Below are 26,886 nucleotides of genomic sequence, written 5' to 3'. Positions count from 1 at the left end.
AGGTAGCTATCGGGCCGTAGCTACGAGAGGAACGAGAGGTCGGTGAGGAGAAATAGGCGAGGCGGCGAGTTATCGGTCGAGGTCGGCTCCGTGGGCCTCGAGGAGGTCCCCGAGACACTCGGTCGAACAGGCGACGCCCTCGCCTGGGCCCTCAAGGCGCCACGTCGAGTCGAACACGTTCCGACAGACAGTACAAACCTCCGACATTAGGCCGTCACCTCCTCGAGGTCGCTGGCAAAGATCGAGGCCTCGTAGTAACACGGGCCGCCGAACCACTCGATCTCGGTGTCGTGATCCCGGCCCGTGTCGTATATCGACGTGATATCGAGAGACTCGCCGTACTCCTCTCGCGGCCGAGTACCACACCGGACGTACGCCACCTGGGCGAACTCGTCGACGACGTCGATCTCGACCCAGCCGACGGCGTCGAGGTCCCGGAGATCAGCGGCGAGGAGGTCGGCGCGGGATCGGAGGAGGGCCTCGATCTCGTCGGGCGACATTAGGCCGTCACCTCCTCGAGGGCGAGGACCTCGACGGGGGCGGTGTCGAGGACGAACGAGACGTCGCCGGCGGTCTCGCCCAGGTTCTCGAGGACGTCCTCGGCGAGGCCGACGTACGCCTTGTCGCTGTTCGCCCGCTCGGAGAGGAACCGCTCGCGGCCGCCCTCGGTGTACACCTCCTCGATCGTTCCGATGTGATCGCCGTCCTCGGTGACGATCGCGCCCTCGAGGTGGCCGTACTCGAGATCGTCGTCGGAGCTCTCCTCGTCGGTGACGGAGACGTCCTCGAGGCGGCCGACCTCGGAGTATTCGCCACCGGTCCCGCGCGCGTTAAAGTCGACGGCTCCGTTCGCCTGAACGATGTACTCGTGAACGCCGTCCCCGATACCCAGCGGGTCGTATTCGACGAGGGTGAATCCGAGGAGTTCGCCGTCGGAGGTCGTGTCGATCTCGACGAGGCGGCCGGTGGCGGTACACGTCGTTTCGCCCAGGTGTTCGTACTCGATCTCGAGTTCGTCGCCGTACCGTGCGTCGGTGAGTGGTTCCATCATGACTACACCCTACAGTTGTGTGGTATCCGTATTAAGTCTGTCGGAATCTGATCACACTCTGAGAACGGAGGCCTCGAGGGTCCCGCGCCTATGTCACGAGGGTTGTTTCTGCTGGCCTCGAGAGGGCCGCTGATCGGCCGCGAGACCCGACTCGAAAGTCGCCGAAAGGAAAGTATCGGACCGCCTCGCCTGTCGACCTATGCGTTACTCTCGACGTCGACACCGTGTTCCTCGTCGAACACGTCGGCCTTTAGGACGATCTCCGAGGCGTCGGGGCCCGGCGCCACCGCCCCCAGGTCGTCGAGTTCCTCCTCGGCGAGGACCTCCTCCCCGGTGTCGGCCTCGAGGAGTCGGGCCCGGGTCTCTTTGCCGACCTGAAACCCACAGTCCTCGATCTCGGCGAGGATCCTCTGTCGTCGTGGGCCCTCGGCGTTCTTGAACGCCTCGAACAGCGGGAACGCCACCGAGGCGAGGGCCTCGGCCCGCCCGGCGTCCTCTCCGATCTCTCGGGCGGAGATCACCCACTCCTCGGTAGTGATCACCTCGAACCCACGCCGCTCGAGAACGCGTTCGGCCGCCCGCTGGGTGGCGTCGGCCTGGGAGTCGATGAACTCCCGGAACGCGAGTTCCTCGAGGAACCGGATCGGGGCCTTCATTCGCCGCCACCCCCGTTCCCGAGGCCGCGGGCCTGCTGGGCCGTCTCCTCGAGGTTTCGGACCACACGGTTCAGCTTGCGGACCGTCTCGTCGGGGTCGTTGCCCTTGACTTTCGCCTCGATCGTATCCTGATCCCGGGTACCGCTCCCGCGTTTCACCTTGGTTTTTAGGGTGATCTTGTCGGCCGACTCACTCACGGTATGGCGCCGATCGGTCGACTCCTCCGGGCCAGCGACGGCCAGGGCCTCGGCGGCGACGTCGTGGTCGGGTGCGACCTCGTCGACTCGAGTCGTGTCGTGGGTCGAGACCACCACACTCTCGCCGTCGGCGTTCTCGGTGATCAACTCGTGGCCCTCGACGGGACGGCCGTCGAGTTCCTCGGCTGGGAACGGGTACTCGCGGCCACCGTCGGTGACGATCCGCCGGCCGGTGTGAACATGCTGGGGTTCGGCGGTGAGGGTACTCCCGCGGTCGTTCCGGATCCGAACACCGTCGTCGGTGATCGTCTCGATCGTTCCGGAGAACGTGGCGGTCCGGCCGTCGTATGAGAACTCGGCCGTGGCGTCGAGGCCCTCCTCGAGGCGTTCACCGCCGTCGGGGATCGGTCGAGACGGCTCCGACGGGGTAAAGTCGTCGGGATCGTACTCGCTGGGGTCGTAGTCCTCCGGGCGGCCCCCGTCGGCGATCAGGGCCGCCTCCTCGGGATCGTCGTCGGAGTCGTCGTCGCTCCGATCGGGGAGGCCTCCCTGTCCCGTGTACGGACACTCGCGGTCGAGGCCACACGGTAGCGGGTGGTACTCCCCACAGGGCTTACGCTCGGCCCCACCGTCGGTGACGATCTCCTCCTCTCGGTCGTACATGTCCGTGGCCTCGACACACTCGAGGACCTCGCCAGCGGTTCGGACCTCGACCCGGTCGAACTCGGTGGCGTTCCCGAACCTGTTCCGGACGAACATCGAGGCGACCTCCCGATCGTCGTCGATGTTCACCTTACCGACCTCGATCCGTCCCCCGGCGTCGTTCCGATCGTACAGCCGGGCCGATCGGTGGGCGTTCCGCCCGTGGTCGGGATCGATGAACTCGGCCTCTCCGAGGTAATCGACCTCGAACGCGTCGCCGTCGACGATCACGACGTCGCCCTCCTCGAGGTCGGCGAGGGTCTCGTAATCGGCGAGGTGGCCGCCGTCGAGGAACAGGGCCTCCGGGTCGACTCCGCCGTCGGCCATGATCTCTCGGCCGGAGTCGGCCTCGAGGCGGGTCTCGGAGATCACGTTCCCGTACTGGTGCTCCCGGCGGAGACACCCCTCACAGAGTTCCATGTCGACGACACGGTCCCCGGCGGTCTCGGTCTCGACGTCGTGGGTGGCCTTCTCGGGACAACCGCCCATAACACACTCGAGACCGCCGTCGGTCTCGATCTCCTCTCCGAACGAGAGGTCGTCGGTGTACCGGATCACGTCGCCGTCGAGGCCGCCCTCGATCAGGGTGAAACGGAGGACGTCGTCGCGGGTGATCGACTCGGGACGGGCCTCGAGAACGTACGTGTCGGTGTGGTGATCTCCGCGGGCCGGGCCCGTAGTTGAGACCTTAACGGTGTGGCCCGACCTCTCGGTCCGCCTGATCGTCTCGGTGCGGCGATCGATCCCGTCGGCCTCGAACGTGATCTCGTCGCCGGGTTCGTACTCGAGGAGGTCCTCGGCCTCGGTGGGGAGGTCGTCGCCCTCGCCCTTGTCGACGATCTCGATCGAGGCGGCCTCGACAGTACCGCGGGAGTGGTACTCCCGCTCGTTCAGGATCTTCTCCTCGACTCGTTCGACGGAGACGGTACGGCCGTGTCGATCAGCCGAGAGGCGGTACACTCCTCCGCGGGATCCCTCGACAGTGAGGCGGAAACCCAGGCCGAAATCGGTGTCGTTGTATCGGTACGTCTCGACGGAGATCGACTGAACCTCGAGGGCCTGTTTGCGGTCTCCGAACACAATTTCGTCGCCCATCTCGATCTCTGCAATCTTCCGCTCGGCGTCGGTGAGTTGGTCCATCATGACTACACCCTACTGTTGTGTGCTATCCCTAATAAAACCACCGAAACCCGTTCCCGGAGTGTTCACAGAAATGTGTAGTGGGTGAATAAACGCCGAACGCGCTAAAAAGAGCCGTCGTTACGCCGGTTTACGCCACCGGGACAGGGTCGACCTCGGGCTGGGTCTCCTCCGAGAGGTACGCCACCGACCCACCGTCCTCCGACTGAACCTTGTTCACCTCGAGGCCGAGTTCCTCGAACCGGTCGAACTCACGCCGGACGAAAAACCCGCCCTGGGGGTGTACTCGATACTCGTAAGCGGGATCGTCGACCACCTCGGCGCCCTCGAACTCGTGATCGAGGGCCTCGAGGACCTCGTCGTCGTTCTCGATCACGGTGGCCTCGGCGAGGCGGAACGGGTACGTGTTCCCGCCGGGGGCGGAGACGTGGCCCGTCGCCCACACGAGGGCGTTCAGGTTGAACGCGTCGTCGTCGATATCGAGGAACACCGCTCCGACGATATCGTCCTCCTCGACCGTTTTCACGGCGGCGACACGGGCCTGTCGGATGTACGGCGTACTGTCGCGTCGATCGACGAACTCGGCCTCGATCGTGTCGCCCTCCTCGAGTTCCTGCATGTCGTGGAACACGCCCTCGGCGATATTGTCGATGTCCGTCGGCTCGGTGGGGAGTTCGCCGGTCTCGGCCGGGTCGGTGTACTCCTCCTCGGTCTCCTCGAGGCGTTCCGAGAGGGGCGTGAACCCGCGTTCGTCGTCGGCCTCGGCCTGGACCTCGAGATCGTCGTCGAGGGCCTCCTCGAACGTCTCGAAATCCTCGAGACTCTCCTCGACCTCGTCGAGGATCTCCTCGGCCTCCTCGGTGTTCCCGGCCTCCTCGAGTTGTTCAGCGGCCTCGGCCATAGTGGCGAGAACGACGAGGCCCCCGAGGGCGCCCATACCGTCGTCGATATCGGTCGACATGTCGATCCCGCCCATACCGGTCGTAGCGTCGGTGGGTCCGTTCATGACTACGACCTACTGTACAGTCGGGGAGGACTAAAGTGTTTCCCTCCGTGGGAGCGGCCTGGGAACGACGTTACTCGCCGGGGTTCAGCATAACGATCCCGTAGCGGGGGACGTCACGGCCACCGTCGGTGTACACGGTGGGAGTCGTGGCGCCGCCGGAGTCGTCTTTCACGGCGATCCCGCGTTCGGAGAGGTCGTTCAGGGTCCGGCGGGCCTGTCGGTTCGAGATATCGTTCGTGTCGCTGATCTCCCGGGCGGTGACGCCTCGGGTCGAGGATCGGAGGGTCTCGACGACGAGGGCCTGTTTGTCGGTGAACACCTTCTCGACACCGGGGACCTGAACGTCGACAAAGCCGTCGGGGACGGCGTCGGTCCGGACGAACACACGGGCGGTGTCGCCCCGATCTCCGGCGTTCCGGGCGTACCGCCCGGCGGCCTGGGCGACGTGGTTCTCACGGACCGAGGCGAGGATCGACTCGGCGGTGTCGACGTCCTCTCCGACGAACCCTCGACCCTTGGCGCGGGCGAGGCCGGTCTCGTTGCAGTCGAAACAGCCGTCGCCCTCACATTTCGAGCATTCGCAGTGACGACAGCCGTCGCCGTCACACTGTCCGCATTCGACGTCTCGGCGGCGGCGTTCGGCCGAGGCGTCGGAGTTGTACTCGGCGAGGATATCGTACACGTAATCGTCTCCGGGGTCGACACACCCGTTCACGAGGCCTATGTCCTCGTCTCCGAAGTCGCCCCGTGACTTTTCTTCGCCGTAGTGCATCGTGTTCTGAACCCCGTCCTCGTCTCGCCGGATCGTGATACCGGTCTCCTCCATGATCTCGACGATCTTACTCTCGACCGAGGAGGTCGTGACACACGTCGAGAACGACTCGTACTCGGCGTGTAGGTGCTCGATCAGGGCGCGCGTTTTCGCCTCGTCGAAATAGTTCTCGGCGGCGTAATCGCTCGAGAGGGTTCGGGTGGCGGTCCCGACCTGAACGACTTGCAGGCCCCGCTCGTACTGTCGCCAGAGACGCCTCTCGTCTCGGTCGAGGATCTCGACGAGGTCGACCTCCGAACGGTACTCGGCCTTTCGAGAGTCGATGTTAAGCTGCCAAAGCTCCATCGTCGGGTGGGCGTCGAGGCCGATCACGGAGCGGGCGAGTTGCAGGGAGGGGACCTGTCGGATCTTTCGGATCCTCCTCTCCTCGTCGATCACGACGGAGACGTATTCCTGATTCCACATGTCGGAGTCGTGGGCCTGCTGATCGAGGCGAGGCGGCGTGTGCGTTACCGAGGCCTGATACCGGCCGTTCGAGTCGGAGTCGTCGTTCAGGGCGTAAAACACGGCCCGGGCGATCGACGGGGCGAGGACGTGGGCGTTCGGGTCGTTAAAGTACCACTCTTTGCCGACGGCGTCCTCGTCTTGCAGGTCCGAAACGACCTGATCCAACTCGAACGCGGCGTCGGTCCCGGAGAGATCGTCGGCCTCGGCCAGCCGAACGAAACTGTCCCACGAGGTTACGGCGGTGTCGATCTCGCGGAGGTACGCTCCGACGGCCGACTTGATCCGTTCCTGGGAGAGTCGGCCCTTGGCGCCCCCGGTGTCGTCGGTGATCGAGTAGTTCGTAAAGTCCGGGAGTTCGTCGATCAGCATGTTCGTGTACCGACGGAGGCTCGGGACGTGCATGAACTGATTAGTGGCGTGTAGGACGTCGAACGTGGCGATCCCGTCGTCGTCGGTCGGGATATTCTCCCACTGGGCGATCGCCTCACACTCCTCCCCCTCACACGTACACGGGAGTTGCCCGTCGTTGTGTTGTTCGAGGTGTTTGTGGGCCGTCGAGAACGGGATCCCGCGGTCGTCACAAACGACCTTGAACCAGCGGGAGACGTCCTCGAGGCGGGACTTAGGCGGCGTCGAGAGTTCGTCGTCGAACTCGCCCCGGGAGACGGGACAGGCCTCGTTCCGCCCCTTGATCTTTTTCGTCGAGACACCGGCCTGTTTCGAGGCCTCGAACGCCTGATCACGGGCCTCTCGGGTGGCGTGGAAGTGGATAACGGGCCGCTCGTCGGTGACGTTCGCCCGGTTCAGCCATGGCGTCGTGGCGATAGTGTGGGACTTTCCGGCCGACGTCGGGGCGTCGATCACCGACATGTTATTCGCCCGCATTTCGTTCACGATAGCGTTCTCGAGGCGATCACGGACCTCGTCGGTCGTGGGCCACTCGAGGCCCTCCTCGGCGGCCTGCTCCCGGCGTTCCTCGATCGACAGGGAGTCGAGCTCTCCCGTCGGGATCGCCGAGACGTGTTGCGGCTCTCGATCGTCGTCGTACGAACCTTGTTCGTGGCGGCCGGGATCGGCTCCGTACTCCTCCTCGACGTGTTCGAGGGCGTCGTTCCAGGCCTCGTTAGGGATCCGCCACCCGTCGGGGAGGTCGGCGGGATCGTCGCTGATCCCCAGGTCGTCGGTGGCGACGTGAACGAGGGCCCGGCGTGGGATCGGGTCGTCGGCGGCGATATGGCCTCGGTCCTTGGCGTGTCGCCACGTCTCGAATATCTCCTCGTCGCTGAACTCGCCGTTCGGATCGGAGACCGAACGCTCCCCCGCCTCGACGGCGAGGAACGAGAGGGCCGTGTACGCCACATTTCGCTTAAAGTCGTACGCCGTCCCCTCCCCCGTGACGACGAAATAGTTCTCCGAGTCTCCCGTGTGGCCCAGGGGGTTCTTTCCGCGGTCTCCCTCGCCGAAACGGCAAACGTCGGTGATCTCGAGATCCCATAGGGCCGACCCGCCCTCGGTCGACTTGTCGGCTCCGGGGACGTCGGAGGTCGTCGCCTCGGTGATCTCCCTCTCGACCCGCTGACGATCGTACTCGACCCGATCAGCGGCCCAGTGATCGGAGGCCGGGCGGGCCGACCGAAGGATCGGGCCGAGACACTCGCCGCCCTCCTCGTCGCGCTGGGTGAACAGGTCGGCCGGGGAGACCTCCTCGGGGAGGTCGGCCGGGTTCACGTCGACAGGTGTGTACGTCCACCACTGAACGTAATCGTCGAGGTCGACCTTGCGGAGGCCGTGGCGCGGGACCTCGGCGACACGGGCGTCGAGGCCGTTATCCTCGAGGTATTTCGCCGTCTTAACGGCGCCCTCGAGGCCCGGCGGGAGGCCGTCGATCTCGAGGCCGACGTCGCCGCCCGCCTCGGTCCGATCGACGATCGAGGATCCGGGGGCCTCGGAGTCCTGAACGAGGAACACCTGATCGACGTCGTGATCCTCGAGGAGATCGACGAGGGGTTCGTAGTGTTCGCGCTTGAACTCTTTCGTCACCGGGGACAGACACGGATACCCGGCCTCGTGGGCCGTGATCGCGTCGGCGATCCCCTCGGTGATCAGTACCGGACCCTCCCAGTCGAGCGTTTGCTGGCCGTAAATCGGCTCCTCGACCCGAACGTACGGGGCCGTGGTCATAGGCTTGGCGTACTTGCCTTGCATACCGTCGGCGGGGTGTCTCTCCTCTCCGCTCGAGGGAGCCGTCTCCCGGGCGATAGCGTACACCGCCTCGCCGTTCTCGTCGAGGTACGGCATTACGTACCGGCCGGTCCAAAGTCGGCCCATACCCTCGCTAAAGAGGCCTGTCGCCCGGATCGTCTGTTTGTCGTAGCCCTCCCGGAGGAGGTGGGAGACGAGGGCCCCGTCGTTCGCCGGGGCGTATCCCAGCTTTTTCGCCTCGATCGTCTCGTCGTCCCAGCCGCGGTTCTTGTAGTACTCCCGGGCCGTCGAGGGTCGGTCGGGGTGTTCGCCGTGTTCGCCGTGGGCGCGGATATCCCGATCTATCTGGCCGCCGAACCACTCGATCGCCGTCTCGAAACACTCCCGCCACTCGGGTTTAGAGTTAGAATCCTGATTAGTCTCGTTACGTTCATACTCTCTATCTTGACATGGGATCTCCCCCACCCCGTCCGGCGATTTTTCGTCGACCTGTAAGTTCGCCCCTTGGACAGAATCGGCTATAGTATTACTATTAGGGGATTCTGTCTGAGGGTTGGTTGACACTTCTCCGCCTCGGTCGGTCGTTTCACTCCCTCCCTCCGAGCCGTCGGTCTCCTCCCCAGGCGAGGAGGCGACCTCGAGGTCGAGGAGATCGCCAGCGATCTCGCGGGCCTCCTCCGACGGCGGGACCTCGGCCCGGGCGATCAGGCCGGGGACGGAGTCGAGACTCGGCGAGTTCTCGAGGGCCCGTTCGAGGTGGTCTCGAATAACCTCAGACTCCATTTTTCACCCCGTTCACGGTGTTCTCACGGCGTTCCCGACCGTAAGACATAACCGACACGGGGTGTAAGGAATTACCGTGTCGGCCTCGAAGGCCTCGACACACATCGACGTCGGAGCCGTTCGGCGTTGATGGGTTCAACATGACTACACTCGCCCCGCTGGTTACGGGGCGTCCGATACATCGTCGGGCGTGTTGCAGCGTCCGGCGGTTCATACTTATCTCACGTCCCGCCCCGGGAGGTTATCGAGTAGCGCCGGGGTGGTTCAATCCCGGCCGGGTGCGAGACACTCCTATCATTTCGTGTACGGGGATAAATAACCTCCGGTTGTGGGAACGGTTCGTTCCCAGCGGTCTACCGCTCTCCGTTAGTTATCTTAATCGGCGGTGTTTGGTCACTATGTGTGATAGATAGGACAAGTTATTTAGTACCACGTTCCCAATGTGTTAGTATGGCAGAGAAAGAACAACTCGGTCCGAGAGTACCCGGTAAACTCGCAGAGGCGTACAAGTGGCTCGTACGGAAAGAGAACGGCGGAGTGTACCGAGGCCGCCTCGCGCAAGAAATGGAAAAGGCGATGCGGTACCACATGGGGTGGTTCGCCACCCTCCACCCCGACGTCGTCGAGGAGTTAGGGGAGGATGAACCAGAACTCGCCCGGGAGTTCGAGGAGGCCCTCGACACGTACGAGGAAATGTCCGCTCGAGTCGGCCGCCGAGACCCTTCGAGCGGCGAGGAGGTCGAGGAGTTAACCGAGGAGGTCCGACGGTTAGCCGACGTGGTATTTCACATCAACCGAGACGTTCAGGAAATACGGGAGAACATGGACGGAGATTTCAGCAGTAGGGACGTTGTAGAGGCTGCGTCCCGATAATTTCCGACCTGGGCCTCCCTCCTCTCCTCTCGTTAACTCCTCGGGAACGGTCTCCGAAGCTTTTATTTATCCCCACCCACCATATTACGAGTGGGAACACCGGTTCCCGCTGATAACATGAACGAACGGACCGACACCGACGACACACTCGACTCCCCGCGGGAGATCGTACTCCCCACCCCGGAGGATATCCGCTCCCTCCGCCACGACCTCGGCCTGTCACGGCGTGAACTCGCCGAGACCGCCGGGGTTCACATCAACACCGTCGAGGGTGTCGAAATGGGCGAGACGGATCCGACACTCCCGACCCTCGCCCGGATCGTCGAGGGCCTGATCGTCGCCGAGGCGAGGGCCCGTCACGAGGAACAGGCCGCCGAACGAACTGCCGACGCCTAACCAGCGAAACCCATCAACGCTTAAACATGCACGCAATCATTGAGGCCAGCCGCTTGCAGAACTGGACCGATACTATCGCCACCGCCGTCGAGGAGTACAAACTTGAAGTTGCCGAGGCGGGCCTACAAACCGCTGCCGTGGGCCCCTCCCAGGTGATCATGGTCCGGGGCCGACTCACCCGCTCCGGGTTCGAGCATTACGATCCCGAGGCCGGTCCCGACGCCTCGATCCTCGGGATCCCACACGACCGCAAGTTCGCCGACATGATCGGTAAGGCGAACTCCGGCGAGTTGATCGAACTCCGCGTTACCGAGTCCCTCGACCTCGAGATCAGTATCGGCGATCGGGCGACAGTGAGCATGGCCCTCCTCGACCCGAACACTATCCGCGCCCAGCCGGACATGAACGACCTCGACCTGTCGAACGGAGCCGAGATCGACGGCGAGTCGTTCGCCGAGGCCGTTAGCATGGTCGACCTCGTCTCCGACCACGCCGTGATCCGTGGCGATCCCGACGAGGAGGAGGTCGTCGTGGCGGCCGAGGGAGACTCCGACGATCTCGAGTACCGGATCGGTGGCGAGGCGATCACCCAGCCGGAGATCACTGGGGCCGACGAGTCGATGTTCTCGTACGATTACCTCGAACGGGTCGCGGGCGACGTTAAGGGCGCCCACGACGACGAGATCGCCCTACAATTCGACCACGAACACCCGATCACCCTCGAGTACTCGCCCGTCGAGTACTCGAACGCCGAGGTCCTCCTCGCCCCGCGCATCGAGTCGTAAACAAACCCGTAAACGCAGCCGTTTGCGCTTTCGTAAACGCGAGCGTAAACCGCTGAACGCTATACTGAACCCATCAACCCATGCGACACTCCGAACTACGACCCGACGACGAGACCGAGTACGTACAGATTGCAGAACCAGAACCGAGCAAGGACCCTGATCACGGCGAGACCGCCGAGAACGGGGTCCGTGGTTTCGCCACCACTCAACACCTCGTGATCGCCGAACATGGAGGGCCGTGGCCCGACTCCGACGTTACCCTCCTCCCTCGGGAGGAGGAACTCGAGGCCCTCGAGGACCTGATCGAGGAGTTCCGAACGCGGGCTCCCGAACTCGAGGGTCCCGAACCCTCCCTCGACGTCGAGGACGAGGACCTCGAGACCGTCGCCAAGGACCTCGAGGAGGTCGGGGAGTGGTACATCGGCGTGGCTATCCGCGCCCCGGGAGGTCTCCCCCACGAGGGCCCTGTCGTCGTCGCGGGAAAGGGGTTCGAGTCGGATCCGACCGGCCTAATGTCCGTCCCGTCCGACGCCCAGGTCGAGGCGGTGGCCGACTCCCTCGACGGGGAGGACCTATCCGAGGCGATCGACAAGGTGACGGTCGAGGTCCGGGAGGATCTCGAGGAACGAGACACCCAGCGGAACGCTGCCGTGGCGGCCGTCGAGGGGTGGGAGCCGTGACGTCCGACGGTGATCCCCTCGTCGTGTCGATCATGATCGTCTCGGCGTTCTGGTCCGTCGTGTCGTTCCTCTCCGGGGCGATCGTAATGGGCCTCCTCTCGGCTATGGTGGCGGCCGTGGCCGTCGTCGCCCTGGGGGCCTCGGTCTCGGATCCGTCGGAGGCGATCGACGTATGACCGATCGAGTTACCCCCTCGGTCGTGTACGCCGTCGGCGTTATGGTGGGGACCTCCCTGTCCCCCCAGTCGACGGCGGAGATCGCTGCGATCGGTCTCGTTAGTTTCGTCGGGTACATGGCCGTTCTGCTGGCGCTCGAGACCCTTGATCGACGATGAGTACGGCCCGAACCCCACCCCTCGAGGTCGGCGAACGGGTCTCCTCGGCCGACTCGATCCGTGTCGATCACGAGATCACCGAGGCGGGCGTGATCGACGCCACGGTCCGGGTCGAGGCCGACGGCCGCGAGTACCGACACCGTGCTTCGACTGAACACTCCGAGCGGTCCCCGCGGGCCTCGGGTGGCGGGCGGTTCTCCCAGCCGTGGGCGTGGCGGTGTCCTCGAGGACACACGGGGTGGCGGGCCCGTTTCGCCACTCCCCGCTCCCGATCGGACCGAGAGGGGTCGTACTACGTGTGTCGGACCTGTCAAAAGGCCGACGATCCGATTTATTTCGAGGACCTCGTTCACGCCTCGGAGTTCTAACCTCGGGAACACTTTGTTCCCAGGGACCGGCAGCTTTATTGTATATCAGTCACATAGGAATAGGTACGGCGCGGTGAACCGCCGCGCTGGGAACCCATCGACGCCAAAACGAGACATGAACGCGAAAATGATAATCCACACGGGCGGAGAACAGACCGAGATCACTAACATCGTCGTCGGCCGGGAGAGTCGTACGTGTACACGAGACGGGCGAGCGACGGAGGCCTCCGAGGCCGTTCAGTACCGCCTCGAGGGCGAGGGCGGCCGCCTCGACGTTCCGGCGGGATCGGGGGCGTACGCCCAACTCGAGGCGACGGCTCCGGGGATCGACGGGTCGGAACTCTCCGACTCGGTCCTCCTCCCGGTCCGGGTCGTCGAGAGTGGTGGCGTGATCGAGGTCGAAACGAACGAGTACGAGGCCGGGGCCGAACCCGATCTCCTCGAGGCCGTGTCGAACGGGGCGATCCCAGCATGAGTTCAGGCCACCCCGAACCGTACCTCCCAGGCGATCCCCGAGTCGTCGTCGGAGAACACGCCGAGGAGCGGTTCGCCGAACGAGTGATCGGGGCCGACGATCCCGACACGGTCCGGGCCGCGGTCGGCGGGCGGTACTCGTATCGACTCCTCCTCCTCAAGCACTTTTCCGAGTCGTTGCCGTGTAACATGATCGTCGAGAACCCCGACAAGTACAACGGCGAACAGGCCCGGATTCACCCGGAGACGTTCACCGTGTGGGTGTTCGGCGACGTCGAGGATAGCGATCACGGCGGGACGACTCGAGTACTGATCACCTGCTGGCAATACGCCGCCCGGCGGGTCTCGATCCCGTGTTACTCCCTCTGTGGGGAGTGTGGGATCCTTGCGAACTCGTACGCTCGAGGGGAGTGTGATCACTGCGGGGCCGACCTCGACGATCACACCCACGACGACCCGCTTGAACACCGCCTCGAGCCGAACCCCGAGGACGGGCCCCACGTCCCGGAGTGTTGGGTCGAACCGCCTCACGCCGCCGAGTGGGTCGGCGAACACGGAACTCTCGAGACGTCGGTCGGCGGGATCGAGGAGATCGAGGTCGATCCCCAGCCGCCCCGGGCCGTGGCCGACGGTGGCGAGGTGATCGAGTCGTGATCGATCCTCGAGAGGAGACCGGGTGTCTGTTCCCAGGGTGTGAGGGCGACGCCCCCGGAGGAACGGCGTACTGTCGGGAGTGTAAGGCGTGTGTGCGACCCATCGACACGACCGACGAGATACCGACCCTCGACGCCCGGCCCCGAGTGTGACGTACAGCCGAACGTGTCCCGAGTGCGATAGCGAGTTCACGGCCGCGGCCTCGTACTGTCCGTACTGTGGGGCCGTACTCCCCGAACTCGACTGATCCGTTCCCGCTTTTTCTCAGAGTGTGAACGAACTCCGGTAGCTTTATTAGGGGTGCCACACAATAGTAGGGTGTAGTCATGAAGCAAACCACCTTCGAGGAGTTCGAGGCCGACGGCGAGATCAAGAACGAAACCGACGCGATCGACGCCATTCAGAACGACCGACTCGCCCCGAGTTCGACGGTCCGCGTTAAGTACATCGGAACGAACGGGAACCCCCAGGAGGTCCACGCCGAGATCGAGGAGGCCGAGGTCGTCGAGGCCGGGACCGAGAAGGGCTCCGGAAAGTGGGCGTACGAGGTCGAGAACACGTACTTCACCCTCGTGTTCACGCCCGAAGGCAAGAACACCCACACGATCAGTACGACCGACCGAGAGGAGGGAACTCCGACCCTCCGAACCCAGGTCGGCGGCGACCTCGAGGACGGCGGCGACAGTCGAGCCGTCGGAGACGTGTACTCGATCGAGTTCACCGAACCCGACCGACAGTGTGTCCGCAAGGGCTGTACCGAGGCCGTTCACCCCCAGCGGGAGGCCGACACCTGTTCGACCGGCTGTACGCTGAAAGTCGACCGCCTCGACGGCGAACGCGAGACCGAGGAGGACGACTCCGAGGACGGCGACGAGGGCGACGTCCCGGCCTTCTACTGTCCCGAGTGTGGGTACACGGGCGACACCGGAACTCCCGACGAGGGCGACACCGGAACTCCCGACGAGGGCGACACCGTGTGTCCGGAGTGTGTCGACGATCAGCGGTACGTCGTCCTCTCCCAGGTCGAGGAGTACCCGTCCGACCCGCTCCGTGGCGTCCCGACGATCAGTATGGCCGAGATCGAGGCCCTCGAGGGAGACGAGGACGGCGACACGCCAGCCGACGACGTCGTCCCCGGCGGCCGTGATCGACAGGTCCTCCCCGACGGCGGAGTCGTTCCCGAGGAGGTCGAGGACCTCGAGTACGTCTCCCGCTCCCCGTACTGTCGGTTTCCGGAGGAGTGTCCCGGGTTCGAGTACGACGAGGAGGAGGGCGAACTCCCGTGTTTCGTGTGTTTCGGCGGCCATGTCGAGGAGGATCCGGCCGGGGAGTGGTTCGAGGCCGACGACGACGGCGACGACGATCGGGAGATCGTCACCGACGGCGGTACATCTATGGGCGATACGTTGCAGGTTGTTGAGTCCACAAGTGAGCGTACAATCGTCAGAAATGGCGACGTATGCGTATCTGTCGAGTCTGATGGGAGTATGTCGATCATCGACTCACGGCGTTACGAAGGGTCGGATACTGATCACGACGACGATCCCGAGATCGTCACCGACGGCGGCCGGGTCGAACACGACAACTCGGTCGAGGCCGACATGGGCGACCGTGTGATCCTCCGGTTCCGGGACGGTCGGGACGTCGAGGGGGAGATCGCCTGTACGGAGACACTCGCCTCGAACCCAGGGTCGGCGACGTGGGTCGAACCCGACGGCGAGGGAGCCGTCGAGTGGCGTGTCCGGCCCAGCGGTAAGGTGGGGGTGTACGACTCCTCCCACGGGCCGGACGGCCTCCTCGAGGAACTCGACGGTTTCGTTCGGGAGATCGATCAGGCCGACGGCCGGGACGTCCTCGAGGAGGCCCGGGCCGTCGCCGGAGGTGGCGAGTCGTGAACCCGATCGCCCGGGAGATCACGGCCGAGGACCTCGAGGTCGGGAACGCTATCCGCGTGAGGGGTGGGTTCGACGCCGTCGTTACGGCGACCTCGAACGCGGAGGTCGAGGAGACGGGGCCGACCCTCGCCTCGAACGAGATCGGGTACGTCCCCTCGGCGTGGCCCGACGCCCGGGAGGGTATGGTGTCGCGGGTCGTTCCGGTCGAGGCCGTCCGGGCCGTGGCGTTCGGCGAGTACCTCGAGGGGGAGCCGTACCTCGCCGATAGCTGGGACTTAGTCATACCCCGCCGATAGCGTTGCCACTGTTCGGCCGTGAGTCTCTTTTTGCAGTGATAGGATGGAAACCCCTCGGTCAGAACGGCGACCGATCGTAGGGGCGAATACGCTCCGAGAAATAGCTATCTGCCGGGGAGCCACGTAGGCAACTCGACAGTGTCCCCGGCCTCCTCGAGGGCCCACTTAACGGCCAGCAGTTGAACGACGAGGAAACAGGCGAGTCCGACGGCGCGGAGGAGTAACTGATGTTCGGGGTAAGCGACGGTCATTTCCCCGGCGATCATGGCGAACGCGAGACTCGAGGCGGCGAGTGGGAACCACGTACGGAACTCCGCCTCGACGATCTCCTCGAGATAGATCGCTGCGATCAGTCCGAAAGCGAAACCGAAGTACCCGACGAACGCGGTGAGGTAGTACAGGGCGTCGACCGCCTGCTGTTCACTCATTCGGACCACCTCGTTCTAACTGCCGGGCTCCCAGCAGGGCCGTGATAAGTCCCGAGAGGACCATTAGGTGATCCGTCTTTGCCTCGATCAACCCGAAAGCGTCGAACGTGATAAACACGACGACGACGGCGATCAGCGTGATCGCCACCTCTCGGTTGCTTAACTCGATCATTCATGTGTATAGAACCGCCACTCCCTCACTTCCCGCCCCGCCACGCCGAGAGGAGATCGGCGATTACCTCGGTCCCGAGGATCTTGAAGAAAGTCCCCAGGATTAGGAGACCGACACCGTACGATACGACGTCGGCGAGAATCGGATAGTGTTCTGTACGACTCGGGTCGTAAATCAGCCATACGATCAGGGCGACGGAGACGGCCGTGAACAGGTACACGAGGCCCCGCGAGTGCCGGGGGCCCATGTCCTCGCTGAACAGGATCCCCTCACCGGTACCGAAAGTGTCCCCGATCTCCTCGGGTTCAGAGCTCTCGACCCGACCGTTTGCGCTTTCGTTTGCGTTTGCGTTTTCGTCTGACATGGTTGGAATTGGTAGGAGGGCCTCGCCCCGACGGCTCATCGGCCCGCTGGTTTACAGGTCCTCGCCCGCCTCGTAATCGTCCTCGTCGATCAGGTTGATGTGATCGACGAACACCTCGGTATCGTCGTTCGACCATATCTCGATCCCAGGCTCCTCGGTCTGAGGCGTGTCCTCGCCGGAGACCGTGTCGATGAACTCGCCCGTCTCGGCGTCCCACGTATGGGCCTCGATGTACGGGAACTCCGAACAGTCGACGACGACTCGGTGGTAGTTCCCTCCGGTGATCGACTCGAACGACTCGGCGGATCCCCCGCCACCGTACAGGTCCGAGCCGTGGTGTTCGATCCGGTGATACCCGTCGGTGTATCGGAGTCGGACCGAGTTCGACCCGAGCGGATCGTATCCATCGACGAGGAACCCGAACCGAAACTGCTGGGATCCGGACCACGTCGCCGGGTCGAAATAGAACTCGAGGACCTGATCGTCGTCGTCGGAGTCGAGGAGGTAACTGTCGAGAACGACGTCCTGGGAACTCGAGGAGTACGAGGAGTTCTCCGGCGACAGGTTCGCCACGCCGTTCGGAGACCCGGCCTCTTGCCAATACGATCGGTCTCCCTCCCAGGGGTTCGACGTCGATATCTGTGGGAGTGTCGCCTGTCCGTCGTCGTGAATGTAGTACCCGAGTTCGTCCCGCTCGAACAGGTCGACCTCGACGGTGTCCTCCCAGGCGACGTACTCGACTCCGTCGATCTCGTACGTGATCTTATAACACACGTACTCGGTGCCGTTCACCTCGTACTCGATCTCGTCGATCTCGAGGTCGGTCCCGCCGTCCTCGTACCCCGACTCGCCCATTTATTTCTCCTCCATGTGGAACGTAAAAGTCCCTCCCTCGGAGGCCCCGTCGATCTCGATCGAGTTCTCGTCTCCCCAGTCGAACCCCTGGGTGGCGGCCTCGGCCTCGACCTCGGGATCGTCGCCGGTGTCGACCCGGAGGACGTCACCGGTCCCGTCGGGATCCCGAACACGCCACCCCTCGGGTTCGTCGTCGGAGTAAGCGTACGTCGTTAGATATCCCTCATAATACCCGTAGTACGCCCCCTCTCCGAGACCCAGGCCCGACCCGCTGCCGGTTTTATTTCCGAACAGGGTAACATCGTCGGCGAGTTCGAGGTCCCCGTTCGGCATTTCGACGTCGCCGTCGTCGAAAATCATGGTATTCGTCCGGTGGTTCCGGACCGTGAACGGGCGGTGGTCGCCGGAACTCGTGAGGAAACCACCCTCGACACCGTCGAACTCGTCAGATCCGTGTAGGTAATACTCGTACGACCCACCCTCGGAGTACAGGTTCACCGACGCCCCGTCCCTAAGTTCAAGGTTCCCACCCTCGACGATCCCCCCACTCGAGGAGAGGAACTCCTCGTCGGCGGCCGCTCGTGAATAGAACATGTCCGACTGCGCGTTCTCGATCCCCACGGGTCGGAGGTCCTCGTAATCGTCGACCTCGCCGTCGGCCGTGTCGAACTCGTAGATCGGGAGACGGGGATCGTCGTCGCCGAACTCGCCCTCGAGGCCGACGATCACCGTGTCGGTGGCGTTGTGGGCCCACCCGACGTACACCGTCTGGCCCGACGAGTTGTCGTCGAGCGTTACATCCGTACGATCGTCTCGGGCGAGGATAGCGCCCTCGACGACGGCCTCCCCGGTGTTGATCTCGACCTCGAGACCCTCGGAGTTCGACGGGACGTACTCGAACGCGTCGTCGTACACCTCCCCGAGTTCATCGTACAGGTCGAAAATGAGAAGTACGCCGTTAGGAACGACGTAGTCTCCGGGGCCTCTTTTGAAAGACTTTGCAGTCGAGATCGGAACGTTGCCCTGTCCGGGCGAGATGTTTACTTTATCAGTCATGTTAGGCGTGTCCGAATGAGAGAACGACGGTGATCGTCGCCTCGGTGTTTTCGTCCTTCTCGATCTCGCGGGTGAGGGTCGAGTGGTTCACCATACGGTCGCCGTAGCGGAGGCCGACCTCGTCGAGGACGTGGCCGTTCGCCACGTTCGGCGATATGAAGCTCAGTACTCGGAGTTCGCCCTCGGAGGGGTACCCGTTGAACGCCGTGGCCTCGACCGACGTCACCTCGTCGTTCACCTCCTCGTTGCTGGGATCAGTCCCGTCCTCGGCGCCCTCCCCGACGTCGAGGTACACGTCGTCGGTGAGATCGGCGTCGGCCGAGGCGTCGAGGAGATCGACGAGGAGGGCGTGATACCCGTCCGTCGTCGTGTTCCTGTCCCGGATCACCGTCGTCGGGACCTCGGCGGAGGCCATTAGCGCCATTTTCGCCTCGACAGGGAGGGCGGGCCACTCGGGGACGTGGGCCGTGGCGATATCCGTGTCGATCACCCGGGCCTCGACGTTCTCGAGAGTGGTGGCCGTCTCCTCGACTGAACCGATCGTATCCGCTGGGTCTACCATGTACTGAACCCCCATACGGAACTCTCGCTCCACTCCCAAGAACCCGCCTCTGCCACGTCGGTCTCGACCTCGACGTCGGTCTCCGTTTCAGCCTCGACCCGCCGGACCAACTCGACGGCCCCCTCGGGTTCCTCGTCTTGTTTCAGCCGCTCGAGGTCTCGGTTCATTTCCCGCATGATCGCCGCGCTGTTACGGTTCGTATTCATAGTGGTGTCTGGACTCGTTTAGTCGGAAGTCAGAACGTGCGTCCGTATGGCGGCCCTCTCGGAGCCGTCACTCCCACCGCCGGGTAATGATCGAGGTCTCGACGTCGGTCCCGTCGTACACGGTGTCGCGCTGTTTGACGACGTAGGTCCCGACGGCTCCCAGCTTGGGATCGTCGACCTCGATCAGGTCCCCGACCTGCAAGGCGTGAAACCTGGGCCTCGAGGCCTCGAACGTGGCCTCCCTCGAGGGGTGATCGTTCTCGTCGAGGTGGCCGTTCGCAAAGTCCTCGGCCGCCTCGTGGGTTCGGATCTCCTCGGCCTTCTTGTGTTCGTCCCGGCGCCTGTACCGTTGTGAGGCCTCCTCCCGGTCGACTTGCATGTTCACCGGGAACGGGAAATGGGCCCGATAGGCGAGGTTATCCGCCCCGTCGGTCCCGATATATTGGCCGTCCTCCCCGCCCGACTCGGCGATCACCCAGGGCTCCGTAACGTGCATGTGGTGACTCGGCATTTCAAACGTCACCCAGCCGTCGTTCCCGAGGAACTCCTCGGAGAGGGTCCGGTCCTCTATGTCAGACTTTCCGTCCTCGATAGCGATGGGACCGTCGTCGTCGCCACTTTGCAGCCGGACCGTCACCGACTCCTCCGAGTCGGTCACACTCGGATCGATCCATATCTCGATCTCGTGTAGTTCAGACTTACGGGTCGGGATCCGGGCGGTGAGGCGGTCGTGTTCCGAGGCGATCTCCCCACTCTCGCGGTCCCGTTCGTCGTCGAGTTCGGAGGAACTCCCACCGACGACTCGGAGCGACGTCGCCATGTTATCGTCGGAGCTCTCCCAACTCGCGGAGTTGTAGTCTCCGGCGCCCTTGTACGTCTCGAGGCGGGGTTCGACCTCCTCGGCGGGTTTGAGGCCGAGGGCCCGGCCAGCGGACCACGAGACGGTATTCGAGCGTTGCAGACACTCGTGTAGGAGTTCGAGTAGCTTCTTACCGTTCGCCCGGATGTTTGTCTCCGGGCCCTCCATGTCGATCAGGGAGGTGTCGATCTCCTCGGCCTCCGCCTCGATCGCCGTCCGCATGATCTCGCCCGGAGTCTCCTCCCGGTAAGAGTGATAGTCTCGACGATCTCCGAGGATCTCGTACACGTAGTCGCCCGCCTCGAACGAGAGTTCGTAACTCTCGCCGCCGCTGAACTCGTTCTGTACCGGTGCTCGGATCAGTCCCGTCCACTCGTGGGCGAGGTCGTCGTCGGAGGAGTAATCGTCCTCGCCGTACCGATCGGAGCGGTCGTACTCGGCGAGGGCCGGGGCGTGTAGCCAGAACTCGATCCGATCGCCGTGATCGGGGGCCGTCGACTCGTGGGTGTGTTTGCCACCCCAGTTATCGATCGAGAACTCGGCCGTGTCGGCGAGGTCCTCGCCCCGCTCGGATATCTGAACCTGATCGATATCCTGGGCTGGGATCACCCAGTCGGCGGCGTCCCGATCGGTCGACTCGTTCCCAGGGCGGTACCCGTAGATCGCCGCTCCCGCGTTTTTGATAGTCATAACGTTAGGTTGTAAAGAAGTGGCCTCGATCAGTCGAGGCCGTGGGATCGCATTTCGGAGTCGAGTTCGTTCCGGATCTCGCCCGCCGGAGTGTTCGGGGCGTAAATCTCGATATAGGTGTCGCCGCCACCGCTCGAGTTGCCCTCCCCGGCGCTGCCGGACCGATCGACGTGGGCCTTTTGAACGACCTCCTCGCCAGCGTGTAGCATGGCGAGGCCGTCCCGTTCAATGTACCCACCCGTGTCGAGGGACGGAACAGTGAGTTCCTGCCCGCCGAGACTGAACGACTCTCCCCCGTACTCGGGGACCCAGTCGGGGATATCCTGGCTAACCTCCGGGATCGACAGGCTCGCACCCCCGACGGAGCCGTTCCATGTCGAGGTAAATAGCTCCGTGATCGACTCGCCGAGGCCCGACATGGTCTCCTCGACCGAGTCGACGATCGACTGAACGGCCGAGTCGATGTTCTCCCGGGCGGTCGACCCGATCCACGAGGCGATCTCCTCGAACGCCGAACGAACGTCGCCGAGGAGTGTCCCGTCACCGGTCCCGATCAGCCACTCGGCCGCGGTCTCGGCCGAGTTCACGACCGAGTCGACGGCGGAGTCGAATAGGCTCGAGGCGGTGTCTCGAACCCACGACGTGACGTCCTCGAGGGCCGACTGAACGTCGCCGTGTAGCGTTCCCGACCCGGTGCCGGTAAGCCACTCGAACGCCCGTTCGGCCGTGTCGATCACGGTCGAGACGGCGGTCTCGATCATAGAGGCCGCCGTGTTGGCGATGTACGACCGAATGTCCTCGAACATCGACGGGATCAGGGAGTTCCCGATCAGGGCGTCGTACAGGTTCTCGAACAGGTTCGTGATCATGTCGATCACGATTCGGACCGCCCCCTCGATCATCGAGGCGGCGTCTGAACGGATCCAGTCGGCGATCCGGGAGAGGGTCCGGGTAACAAAGTCGGCGATGTTCTCCCAGGCGTCGCCCCAGTCCCCGGCGATCAGGTTCAGGGCGACGTTGATCGCCGTTAGGGCGGCGTCCATTCCGATCTCGATCGCCGTCGTGATCGTACCCATAACGCCCTCGACGATCATCATGATCTCGTCGCCCCACTGTCGCCACACTTCTTGAAGTGTCGACAGGATGGGTTCGACGACGTCCTGATAGATCGACGTCAGGGCCTCCCGAGTGTTCTCGAGGATCCCGTTATCGCCGAGGAAATGCTGTTCCCAAATTGCCGACATTTCCTCGAGGAACGGGCCGATCGTATCGATCAGGGTCGAGGTGAGTTGATTTACAACTTCCGTGACAAGTTCCCTCGTCTCGCGGAACGTCTCGACCATTCCCGACAGGGTCTCGGAGGTGTCGCCCTCCATTTCCGACATGTCCGTCGTGAACGTTGAACGGACCTGCTCCGCCGTCTCGCGGGCGGTCTCCTCGAACGACTCCCACACCTCGGCCGCCGTGGCCTCGATCTCCTCGAGGTTTTCAGCGACGGCTCCGACGAACTCGCCCAGGGGGCCGGGAACGACCGTCTCGAGGAGTTCGAGGATCGCCCGGTGGGGTTCCTCGGCGAGGGTGTCGCTGAACTCCTCGACGGCCGTCTCGATATCGCCACCGTACTCCTCGAACAGGCCCGAGAGGGCGTTCAGGGCGGGTTCGACGATCGTCTCGTTCAGTACGCCGAGTGTCTCCTCGAACCGTTCCTGAACCGAGGAGAGGGCCTCTCCGACGGTGATATCGAGGTCTCCGAACGTGTCGTCGAACGCTCCCCGGATCCCCTCGAGGAGGGGCTGAACGATCGAGTCGTTCAGGAATCGGAGACCCTCTCCGACCGTCTCCGTGATCGAGTCGATCGCCGCCACGACAGGCTCGGCGATCATACCGAAATACTCCTCGATCGTCGAGAGGACGTCCTCGCCGTGTAGGCGCCACTGAACGTGTAGGTCGGTGAGTACCTCGGCAACTCTCGTGTACATCGACTCGACGACGGAGAGGAGGGTCCCCGTGATCCCGTCGGTGATCGAGTCGATCGAGGAGAGGATCCCCTCGGTCGCGCCACCCCAGCGTTCGCGGATATCGCCCGCGATCTCTCCGAACACGGTCCCGGCGAAATTAAGATTCTCGACGAGACCCTCTCGGAGGGCGACGACGACGTCCTCGACCATGCTGCGAACGCCACCCAGGTCTCGAACGAACGCCGAGGCCGCCGCCGTCACCCCGGCGATCAGGCCAGCGATCGGGGCGAGGGCCGTGGCGAGGGCTCCCAGCGACGACACGGAGACACCCAGGGCGGGGGCGAACGCCTGAAAGGCCGCCACCGCTCCGGCCACTCCCGTCGTCACGAGGGCGATCGCCGCCTCGGTGGCGTAGCCGGCCCCGGTTAGGTCCGAGAACGCCGAGAGTACGGACTGGGTGGCCTCGGTGGCCGTCCGGATAGCCGGGATAAATTCCCGACCGATATCGATCGCAATATTGTTAACCGTGTTCCGGAGGATTTGAACCGAGGCCGAGAGGGCGTCGCTGGCCGTCTCGAACTCCCGCTGAATACTCGCGTTCTCCTCGAACGCGTCGGCCGCCATGTTCAGGTTATCCTCGGTGTCCTCGAGGTTGTTCCCGAGGTTGTTCAGGCCCGTCCGGGAGACCGAGGTAAGGGTCTCGCGGAGGATATCGGCCTGATCGCCGCCCTCGTTCATCATGGCGGCCATGCTCTGTATCATTTCCGTCGGGTCCTCGTCGCGCATTCGCTCGAACTCGTCGACGTTAACGCCGAACGCCTCGGCGAGGCCCTCGACGTTTCGGGGATCCATCATTTCCTCCCCGATCCGTTGCAGGGCCGTCCCGGCGTTCGAGGCGTCGTCGTACATCTCGTTCATGGAGGCCGCGAGACCGGCGATCTCCGTCTCCTGGGCCCCGAGGTTCTGCAACGACGAGGCCGAGTTCATCATGTTCGAGACGATCTCGGAGGCCGACGTCGCCGCGTTGTTTGCGAGTTCGTTTACGCTCGAACCGAGTTGATCGATATCCTCGATCGGTGTCTGAGTGAGGTCGGCCAGCTTGGCGAAAGCCTCCCCCGCCTCGTCGGTCGAGAGGTCCGTCGCCGTCGCCATTTGTGCGACGGTCTCGGTGAACTGTTCGACGTTCTCCGTCCCCTCGATCCCGAACCGGGAGGCCTCGGTGGCGATATTGGCGAGTTCGGAGGTGGCGATCGGGATCGACTCGGCCATGTCCCGGATCGCCCCGTCGAGTTCCTCGGCGGTCTCCGCGGAGGAGACCCGCTCGAGTTCGTTCATCTGATCGTTCCATTCGGAGGCCGCCGAGACGGCCTGTCCGGCGAGTGTGGCCGAGGCGGCCGCCACGGCCGCGCCCATGGCCCCGACCGCCCTCTCGACGTCGAGGGCCGAACCCTCGACTCGACCGAGGGAACGGGCGACGTCGTCGCCCCCGTCGGATTCTACTTGTACCTGTAAACGTTCAGCTTCAATTGACATTAGCGGGGAGTTATAAAATGGCGGTGTCTGTCGGCTCTATCCGTCGTCGTTAACCTCGTCGGCGAACGCGTCGAAACGGCGTTCCTGATCAGCTTTCGAGGATCCGGAGGAGGAGGCCGCCTCTCCGTCGCCCTCGACGTGCTTTTTCCAGAGATAGTATCCGCGGAAAAGATCCTCCTCCTCGGGGCGGGTTAGCTCCCCGAGGCGGCCGGAGTCGGTGTACGTATATCCACACTCTTTGTGTAGGAAATAATCGTACACACGCCGCTTATCCGCGGGTTCGAGGTCGCTTAACGGCCCCTGTTTCCCGCTCGAGGACCGGCCTGTTCCTCCTCCGCCATTTTCGCCTTGGCGAGTTCGAGTTCACTCTCGGTGAACTCGCCACGGATCCGGCGAACGATGTCGTGTTCGTCGGAGGCCAGCAGAACGGCGATGTAAAAGCCGTCCTCTTTGGCCTGGGAGAGGCCCTCCTCGACGAACCGCTCCGTCACTCGACCGTCCTCGGAAAGCGGGTGGCCGCCGAGGTCGGGGGCGACGATCTTCTTGTCGAACAACTCGGCGAGTTCGGCCGACGTGAGTTCGTCCTTGTCGCCGCTGAACAGGTCCTCGACGAACCGCTTTCGTTCGTCCCGTTCGAGGGGACGGGCGACGGCCTCGCCGCCGAGTTCCTCGACGTACATCCGCTCCGGGAGGAGGTTCCCCTCCTCGTCTCGGCGGAGGGTCGTCTCGTCGAGGGAGACGAGATCGTCGTCCTCGAGGTCGTCGTAGTCGGGGTTTACGGTGTCGGTGCTTTCGGCTGGGAGAGTTTCGTCTGACATGAATTACTGGGTGTGACTCGGGTTAGTTACGGCTCTATGCTGGGGTGAACTGGAGGAGATCGCCCTCGTCGGGCTGGAGGGCCTTGTACTCCGTCTCGAGTTGCATCACGGCCTCGCCCTCCTCCTTTTCGGTCTCCCCGGGGTTCTGACAGTAGGCCCGCGGGATCTCGACGTCGCCGCCACCGACGGACCACCGGAGGGCTCCCTCCTCGCCGATCATGTGCTGATCGACCTTTTCGGGCGACTCGGTCTCCCCGAACACGGTCGGGGTGGCGACGATCTCGAGCTCGGACGGATTGAGGGCCATGGCGAGACCCTCGTCGGTGCCGTTCTCCTCGATCTCGTTCGTGACGGTGATCGTCGTCGAGTCCATGTGTTGCCCGACGGGGTGGCCCATGTACGTCGCCCCCGTTCCCAGGGACGTCAGGCCCTCGCCGAGGTCGTCCTCCTCCGGGCCGAGTTCGCCGTCGCCGAGGAGAGGAACGCCGCGGTCCCCCTCGATCCCGTCGTACGACTCGGCGCCACGGATCACGGTTAGGAGTTCCTCCGGACCGTCGGAGTCTCCGGCGTACACCTCGAGGTCTCCGTCGAGGTCCTCGGGGAGGTGAACGCGGAGGGAGTCGAACTCGGAACTCGAGGTCGTGAACTCCTCGCCGTCGATCCCAAGCTGCTCGTTCTGATCGCCGTCGACCGTCTCGAGATCGACGGGACCCTCGTCGTCGGAGTCGGTAGAACGAACGTGAATGTACTCGCCGTCCGGCTGGTCGAACTGATAGCGCCGGGACTTGCGGGCCCGGTACTCGAGTTCGACCTGAAGAACGGCCGACTCCTCGGGATCGATCGTAAGGGTGGCCTCCTCGGGGTAACACCCACGACCGTACCCGACGATCCGGGTGGCGCGACTCGAGGGATCCTCGGGATCGACACCGTCGGGGGCGTCGTTCTCGAGGGCCTCAAAGTAGTACGAATGCCACGTCGAGGTCGGAACGATCGTTTCCTTTTTCTCGACCTCGAGGTACGAGTGAGTCGAGGCGAGGTTGTTATCGATCGTCCGCTGGGCGGCGTCGGCGAACGCGTCCCGAACGTCGCCGTCCGAGTTGACGAAAAACCTCTCGACGTCGTACGTGATCGAGAGTTCGTGTACCTCTTGCATTCGGTTCTTGTCGACTCCGGCCGCGTTACCGAGACCCGACCGCTCCTCGAAATTCGCGTCGGGGGCCATTGACAGGCCCTCGACGACGGTCGAGTATCTGAAAAAGTCCGGGTCGTCGGGCGTGACGGGATTCCCGAAGTCGTCCGTTTCCTCTCGGGCCCAATATACGCCAGTACGGCGCATTCCTGATTCGTCGTTAGTTGGCATGGATTTATCTTATCTGCTGCGGTGAAACGCTCGTAAACATCGTCACACCCAGGGCCTCGCCGGACGTCGCCGGGTCATCGGCCGTGGGGAGTCTTGCCACCCTTACGGGAGGTGGTAGTATCCGCTGTCTAACTGATCTAAAACCCCGCCCCGTACCGGGGTTTCGGAGAGGAACCTACCAACTCGCCATTGGACAGAATCGGCTATAGTAATACTATTAGGGGATTCTGTCTGAGGGTACGTTGACACTTTCC

Annotated in this window: 31 protein-coding genes; 12 read left to right on the top strand and 19 right to left on the bottom strand. The window is 63.8% G+C overall.

Annotation, left to right across the window (positions count from 1 at the left end):
* Positions 1 to 69: 69 nt before the first annotated feature.
* The 7 genes from ACFEMD_RS21580 to ACFEMD_RS21550 all read right to left on the bottom strand — a co-directional run bounded on the left by ACFEMD_RS21580 (position 70) and on the right by ACFEMD_RS21550 (position 9,016).
* Entirely contained in the window at positions 70 to 207 is a 138-nt protein-coding gene (locus ACFEMD_RS21580) for a hypothetical protein (RefSeq protein ID WP_394743333.1), read from the bottom strand.
* Complete coding sequence (locus tag ACFEMD_RS21575; protein ID WP_394743332.1) at positions 207 to 500, bottom strand: hypothetical protein; 294 nt, start codon at positions 498 to 500, stop codon at positions 207 to 209. Before ACFEMD_RS21575 ends, ACFEMD_RS21580 begins: the two co-directional genes overlap by 1 nt.
* Positions 500 to 1,048 carry a hypothetical protein gene (locus ACFEMD_RS21570; RefSeq protein WP_394743331.1) on the bottom strand — a complete coding sequence of 183 codons (549 nt, stop codon included), beginning with the start codon at positions 1,046 to 1,048 and terminating at the stop codon, positions 500 to 502. The genes ACFEMD_RS21575 and ACFEMD_RS21570 overlap by 1 nt, the downstream gene beginning before the upstream one ends.
* A gap of 200 nt (positions 1,049 to 1,248) precedes the next feature.
* Entirely contained in the window at positions 1,249 to 1,707 is a 459-nt protein-coding gene (locus tag ACFEMD_RS21565; protein ID WP_394743330.1) for a hypothetical protein, read from the bottom strand.
* Complete coding sequence (locus ACFEMD_RS21560) at positions 1,704 to 3,746, bottom strand: DUF7389 domain-containing protein (RefSeq protein WP_394743329.1); 2,043 nt, start codon at positions 3,744 to 3,746, stop codon at positions 1,704 to 1,706. The genes ACFEMD_RS21565 and ACFEMD_RS21560 overlap by 4 nt, the downstream gene beginning before the upstream one ends.
* A gap of 130 nt (positions 3,747 to 3,876) precedes the next feature.
* On the bottom strand, positions 3,877 to 4,752 hold the full coding sequence (locus ACFEMD_RS21555; RefSeq protein WP_394743328.1) for a hypothetical protein: 876 nt from the start codon (positions 4,750 to 4,752) through the stop codon (positions 3,877 to 3,879).
* A gap of 70 nt (positions 4,753 to 4,822) precedes the next feature.
* Positions 4,823 to 9,016: a hypothetical protein gene (locus ACFEMD_RS21550; protein ID WP_394743327.1), complete on the bottom strand. Its 4,194-nt coding sequence runs from the start codon at positions 9,014 to 9,016 to the stop codon at positions 4,823 to 4,825.
* A gap of 450 nt (positions 9,017 to 9,466) precedes the next feature.
* Between ACFEMD_RS21550 and ACFEMD_RS21545 the strand changes: the two genes are divergently transcribed.
* The 12 genes from ACFEMD_RS21545 (at position 9,467) to ACFEMD_RS21490 (ending at position 15,771) form a co-directional block, all read left to right on the top strand.
* Positions 9,467 to 9,889: a hypothetical protein gene (locus ACFEMD_RS21545; protein ID WP_394743326.1), complete on the top strand. Its 423-nt coding sequence runs from the start codon at positions 9,467 to 9,469 to the stop codon at positions 9,887 to 9,889.
* Between the two features lie 117 nt (positions 9,890 to 10,006).
* Positions 10,007 to 10,285, top strand: a complete 279-nt coding sequence (locus ACFEMD_RS21540) for a helix-turn-helix domain-containing protein (protein WP_394743325.1) — start codon at positions 10,007 to 10,009, stop codon at positions 10,283 to 10,285.
* 26 nt (positions 10,286 to 10,311) lie between these two features.
* Entirely contained in the window at positions 10,312 to 11,070 is a 759-nt protein-coding gene (locus ACFEMD_RS21535; RefSeq protein ID WP_394743324.1) for a hypothetical protein, read from the top strand.
* 80 nt (positions 11,071 to 11,150) lie between these two features.
* Positions 11,151 to 11,750 carry a hypothetical protein gene (locus tag ACFEMD_RS21530; RefSeq protein ID WP_394743323.1) on the top strand — a complete coding sequence of 200 codons (600 nt, stop codon included), beginning with the start codon at positions 11,151 to 11,153 and terminating at the stop codon, positions 11,748 to 11,750.
* Positions 11,747 to 11,926 (top strand): hypothetical protein, encoded by a 180-nt coding sequence (locus tag ACFEMD_RS21525; protein ID WP_394743322.1) that lies wholly within the window; start codon positions 11,747 to 11,749, stop codon positions 11,924 to 11,926. The genes ACFEMD_RS21530 and ACFEMD_RS21525 overlap by 4 nt, the downstream gene beginning before the upstream one ends.
* On the top strand, positions 11,923 to 12,084 hold the full coding sequence (locus ACFEMD_RS21520; protein WP_394743321.1) for a hypothetical protein: 162 nt from the start codon (positions 11,923 to 11,925) through the stop codon (positions 12,082 to 12,084). Before ACFEMD_RS21525 ends, ACFEMD_RS21520 begins: the two co-directional genes overlap by 4 nt.
* Entirely contained in the window at positions 12,081 to 12,452 is a 372-nt protein-coding gene (locus ACFEMD_RS21515; RefSeq protein ID WP_394743320.1) for a hypothetical protein, read from the top strand. The genes ACFEMD_RS21520 and ACFEMD_RS21515 overlap by 4 nt, the downstream gene beginning before the upstream one ends.
* Before the next feature lie 127 nt (positions 12,453 to 12,579).
* Positions 12,580 to 12,927, top strand: coding sequence for a hypothetical protein (locus tag ACFEMD_RS21510; RefSeq protein ID WP_394743319.1), 348 nt, complete (start codon positions 12,580 to 12,582; stop codon positions 12,925 to 12,927).
* On the top strand, positions 12,924 to 13,580 hold the full coding sequence (locus ACFEMD_RS21505) for a hypothetical protein (RefSeq protein ID WP_394743318.1): 657 nt from the start codon (positions 12,924 to 12,926) through the stop codon (positions 13,578 to 13,580). Before ACFEMD_RS21510 ends, ACFEMD_RS21505 begins: the two co-directional genes overlap by 4 nt.
* Positions 13,577 to 13,732: a hypothetical protein gene (locus tag ACFEMD_RS21500; protein ID WP_394743317.1), complete on the top strand. Its 156-nt coding sequence runs from the start codon at positions 13,577 to 13,579 to the stop codon at positions 13,730 to 13,732. The genes ACFEMD_RS21505 and ACFEMD_RS21500 overlap by 4 nt, the downstream gene beginning before the upstream one ends.
* A gap of 174 nt (positions 13,733 to 13,906) precedes the next feature.
* Positions 13,907 to 15,475, top strand: a complete 1,569-nt coding sequence (locus tag ACFEMD_RS21495; RefSeq protein WP_394743316.1) for a hypothetical protein — start codon at positions 13,907 to 13,909, stop codon at positions 15,473 to 15,475.
* On the top strand, positions 15,472 to 15,771 hold the full coding sequence (locus ACFEMD_RS21490; RefSeq protein ID WP_394743315.1) for a hypothetical protein: 300 nt from the start codon (positions 15,472 to 15,474) through the stop codon (positions 15,769 to 15,771). The genes ACFEMD_RS21495 and ACFEMD_RS21490 overlap by 4 nt, the downstream gene beginning before the upstream one ends.
* 104 nt (positions 15,772 to 15,875) lie before the next feature.
* On the opposite strand, the gene ACFEMD_RS21485 is transcribed toward ACFEMD_RS21490, so the two are convergent.
* From ACFEMD_RS21485 to ACFEMD_RS21430, 12 genes are all read right to left on the bottom strand, one after another.
* Positions 15,876 to 16,199, bottom strand: a complete 324-nt coding sequence (locus tag ACFEMD_RS21485) for a hypothetical protein (protein WP_394743314.1) — start codon at positions 16,197 to 16,199, stop codon at positions 15,876 to 15,878.
* Positions 16,192 to 16,371: a hypothetical protein gene (locus tag ACFEMD_RS21480; protein WP_394743313.1), complete on the bottom strand. Its 180-nt coding sequence runs from the start codon at positions 16,369 to 16,371 to the stop codon at positions 16,192 to 16,194. The genes ACFEMD_RS21485 and ACFEMD_RS21480 overlap by 8 nt, the downstream gene beginning before the upstream one ends.
* A gap of 25 nt (positions 16,372 to 16,396) precedes the next feature.
* Positions 16,397 to 16,735, bottom strand: coding sequence for a hypothetical protein (locus ACFEMD_RS21475; protein ID WP_394743312.1), 339 nt, complete (start codon positions 16,733 to 16,735; stop codon positions 16,397 to 16,399).
* Between the two features lie 51 nt (positions 16,736 to 16,786).
* On the bottom strand, positions 16,787 to 17,590 hold the full coding sequence (locus ACFEMD_RS21470; RefSeq protein WP_394743311.1) for a hypothetical protein: 804 nt from the start codon (positions 17,588 to 17,590) through the stop codon (positions 16,787 to 16,789).
* Positions 17,591 to 18,505, bottom strand: a complete 915-nt coding sequence (locus tag ACFEMD_RS21465; protein ID WP_394743310.1) for a hypothetical protein — start codon at positions 18,503 to 18,505, stop codon at positions 17,591 to 17,593.
* Between the two features lie 142 nt (positions 18,506 to 18,647).
* Complete coding sequence (locus ACFEMD_RS21460) at positions 18,648 to 19,208, bottom strand: hypothetical protein (RefSeq protein WP_394743309.1); 561 nt, start codon at positions 19,206 to 19,208, stop codon at positions 18,648 to 18,650.
* Positions 19,202 to 19,414, bottom strand: a complete 213-nt coding sequence (locus ACFEMD_RS21455) for a hypothetical protein (protein ID WP_394743308.1) — start codon at positions 19,412 to 19,414, stop codon at positions 19,202 to 19,204. Before ACFEMD_RS21455 ends, ACFEMD_RS21460 begins: the two co-directional genes overlap by 7 nt.
* A 67-nt stretch (positions 19,415 to 19,481) precedes the next feature.
* Entirely contained in the window at positions 19,482 to 20,963 is a 1,482-nt protein-coding gene (locus tag ACFEMD_RS21450) for a hypothetical protein (RefSeq protein WP_394743307.1), read from the bottom strand.
* A gap of 29 nt (positions 20,964 to 20,992) precedes the next feature.
* On the bottom strand, positions 20,993 to 24,334 hold the full coding sequence (locus tag ACFEMD_RS21445; RefSeq protein ID WP_394743306.1) for a phage tail tape measure protein: 3,342 nt from the start codon (positions 24,332 to 24,334) through the stop codon (positions 20,993 to 20,995).
* A gap of 156 nt (positions 24,335 to 24,490) precedes the next feature.
* Entirely contained in the window at positions 24,491 to 24,715 is a 225-nt protein-coding gene (locus ACFEMD_RS21440; protein WP_394743305.1) for a hypothetical protein, read from the bottom strand.
* A gap of 29 nt (positions 24,716 to 24,744) precedes the next feature.
* On the bottom strand, positions 24,745 to 25,272 hold the full coding sequence (locus ACFEMD_RS21435; protein ID WP_394743304.1) for a hypothetical protein: 528 nt from the start codon (positions 25,270 to 25,272) through the stop codon (positions 24,745 to 24,747).
* Between the two features lie 34 nt (positions 25,273 to 25,306).
* Positions 25,307 to 26,632 (bottom strand): hypothetical protein, encoded by a 1,326-nt coding sequence (locus ACFEMD_RS21430; protein WP_394743303.1) that lies wholly within the window; start codon positions 26,630 to 26,632, stop codon positions 25,307 to 25,309.
* Between the last annotated feature and the right edge of the window lie 254 nt (positions 26,633 to 26,886).

The organism is Natronococcus roseus (assembly GCF_043677095.1).
GTDB classification, from domain to species: domain Archaea; phylum Halobacteriota; class Halobacteria; order Halobacteriales; family Natrialbaceae; genus Natronococcus; species Natronococcus roseus.
The sequence above is the reverse complement of the archived record's forward strand: the minus strand, read 5'-3'. Positions and strand labels throughout refer to the sequence as shown.

Coding starts and splice junctions, on each gene's coding strand:
- ACFEMD_RS21445 (WP_394743306.1), bottom strand. CDS start 24,334: ATGGGCGCGGCCGTGGCGGCCGCCTCGGCCACACTCGCCGGACAGGCC.
- ACFEMD_RS21540 (WP_394743325.1), top strand. CDS start 10,007: ATGAACGAACGGACCGACACCGACGACACACTCGACTCCCCGCGGGAG.
- ACFEMD_RS21575 (WP_394743332.1), bottom strand. CDS start 500: ATGTCGCCCGACGAGATCGAGGCCCTCCTCCGATCCCGCGCCGACCTC.
- ACFEMD_RS21460 (WP_394743309.1), bottom strand. CDS start 19,208: ATGGTAGACCCAGCGGATACGATCGGTTCAGTCGAGGAGACGGCCACC.
- ACFEMD_RS21515 (WP_394743320.1), top strand. CDS start 12,081: ATGAGTACGGCCCGAACCCCACCCCTCGAGGTCGGCGAACGGGTCTCC.
- ACFEMD_RS21435 (WP_394743304.1), bottom strand. CDS start 25,272: ATGTCAGACGAAACTCTCCCAGCCGAAAGCACCGACACCGTAAACCCC.
- ACFEMD_RS21580 (WP_394743333.1), bottom strand. CDS start 207: ATGTCGGAGGTTTGTACTGTCTGTCGGAACGTGTTCGACTCGACGTGG.
- ACFEMD_RS21485 (WP_394743314.1), bottom strand. CDS start 16,199: ATGAGTGAACAGCAGGCGGTCGACGCCCTGTACTACCTCACCGCGTTC.
- ACFEMD_RS21520 (WP_394743321.1), top strand. CDS start 11,923: ATGACCGATCGAGTTACCCCCTCGGTCGTGTACGCCGTCGGCGTTATG.
- ACFEMD_RS21545 (WP_394743326.1), top strand. CDS start 9,467: ATGGCAGAGAAAGAACAACTCGGTCCGAGAGTACCCGGTAAACTCGCA.
- ACFEMD_RS21480 (WP_394743313.1), bottom strand. CDS start 16,371: ATGATCGAGTTAAGCAACCGAGAGGTGGCGATCACGCTGATCGCCGTC.
- ACFEMD_RS21510 (WP_394743319.1), top strand. CDS start 12,580: ATGATAATCCACACGGGCGGAGAACAGACCGAGATCACTAACATCGTC.
- ACFEMD_RS21530 (WP_394743323.1), top strand. CDS start 11,151: ATGCGACACTCCGAACTACGACCCGACGACGAGACCGAGTACGTACAG.
- ACFEMD_RS21570 (WP_394743331.1), bottom strand. CDS start 1,048: ATGGAACCACTCACCGACGCACGGTACGGCGACGAACTCGAGATCGAG.
- ACFEMD_RS21550 (WP_394743327.1), bottom strand. CDS start 9,016: ATGGAGTCTGAGGTTATTCGAGACCACCTCGAACGGGCCCTCGAGAAC.
- ACFEMD_RS21495 (WP_394743316.1), top strand. CDS start 13,907: ATGAAGCAAACCACCTTCGAGGAGTTCGAGGCCGACGGCGAGATCAAG.
- ACFEMD_RS21555 (WP_394743328.1), bottom strand. CDS start 4,752: ATGAACGGACCCACCGACGCTACGACCGGTATGGGCGGGATCGACATG.
- ACFEMD_RS21470 (WP_394743311.1), bottom strand. CDS start 17,590: ATGGGCGAGTCGGGGTACGAGGACGGCGGGACCGACCTCGAGATCGAC.
- ACFEMD_RS21565 (WP_394743330.1), bottom strand. CDS start 1,707: ATGAAGGCCCCGATCCGGTTCCTCGAGGAACTCGCGTTCCGGGAGTTC.
- ACFEMD_RS21455 (WP_394743308.1), bottom strand. CDS start 19,414: ATGAATACGAACCGTAACAGCGCGGCGATCATGCGGGAAATGAACCGA.
- ACFEMD_RS21430 (WP_394743303.1), bottom strand. CDS start 26,632: ATGCCAACTAACGACGAATCAGGAATGCGCCGTACTGGCGTATATTGG.
- ACFEMD_RS21560 (WP_394743329.1), bottom strand. CDS start 3,746: ATGGACCAACTCACCGACGCCGAGCGGAAGATTGCAGAGATCGAGATG.
- ACFEMD_RS21535 (WP_394743324.1), top strand. CDS start 10,312: ATGCACGCAATCATTGAGGCCAGCCGCTTGCAGAACTGGACCGATACT.
- ACFEMD_RS21505 (WP_394743318.1), top strand. CDS start 12,924: ATGAGTTCAGGCCACCCCGAACCGTACCTCCCAGGCGATCCCCGAGTC.
- ACFEMD_RS21450 (WP_394743307.1), bottom strand. CDS start 20,963: ATGACTATCAAAAACGCGGGAGCGGCGATCTACGGGTACCGCCCTGGG.
- ACFEMD_RS21475 (WP_394743312.1), bottom strand. CDS start 16,735: ATGTCAGACGAAAACGCAAACGCAAACGAAAGCGCAAACGGTCGGGTC.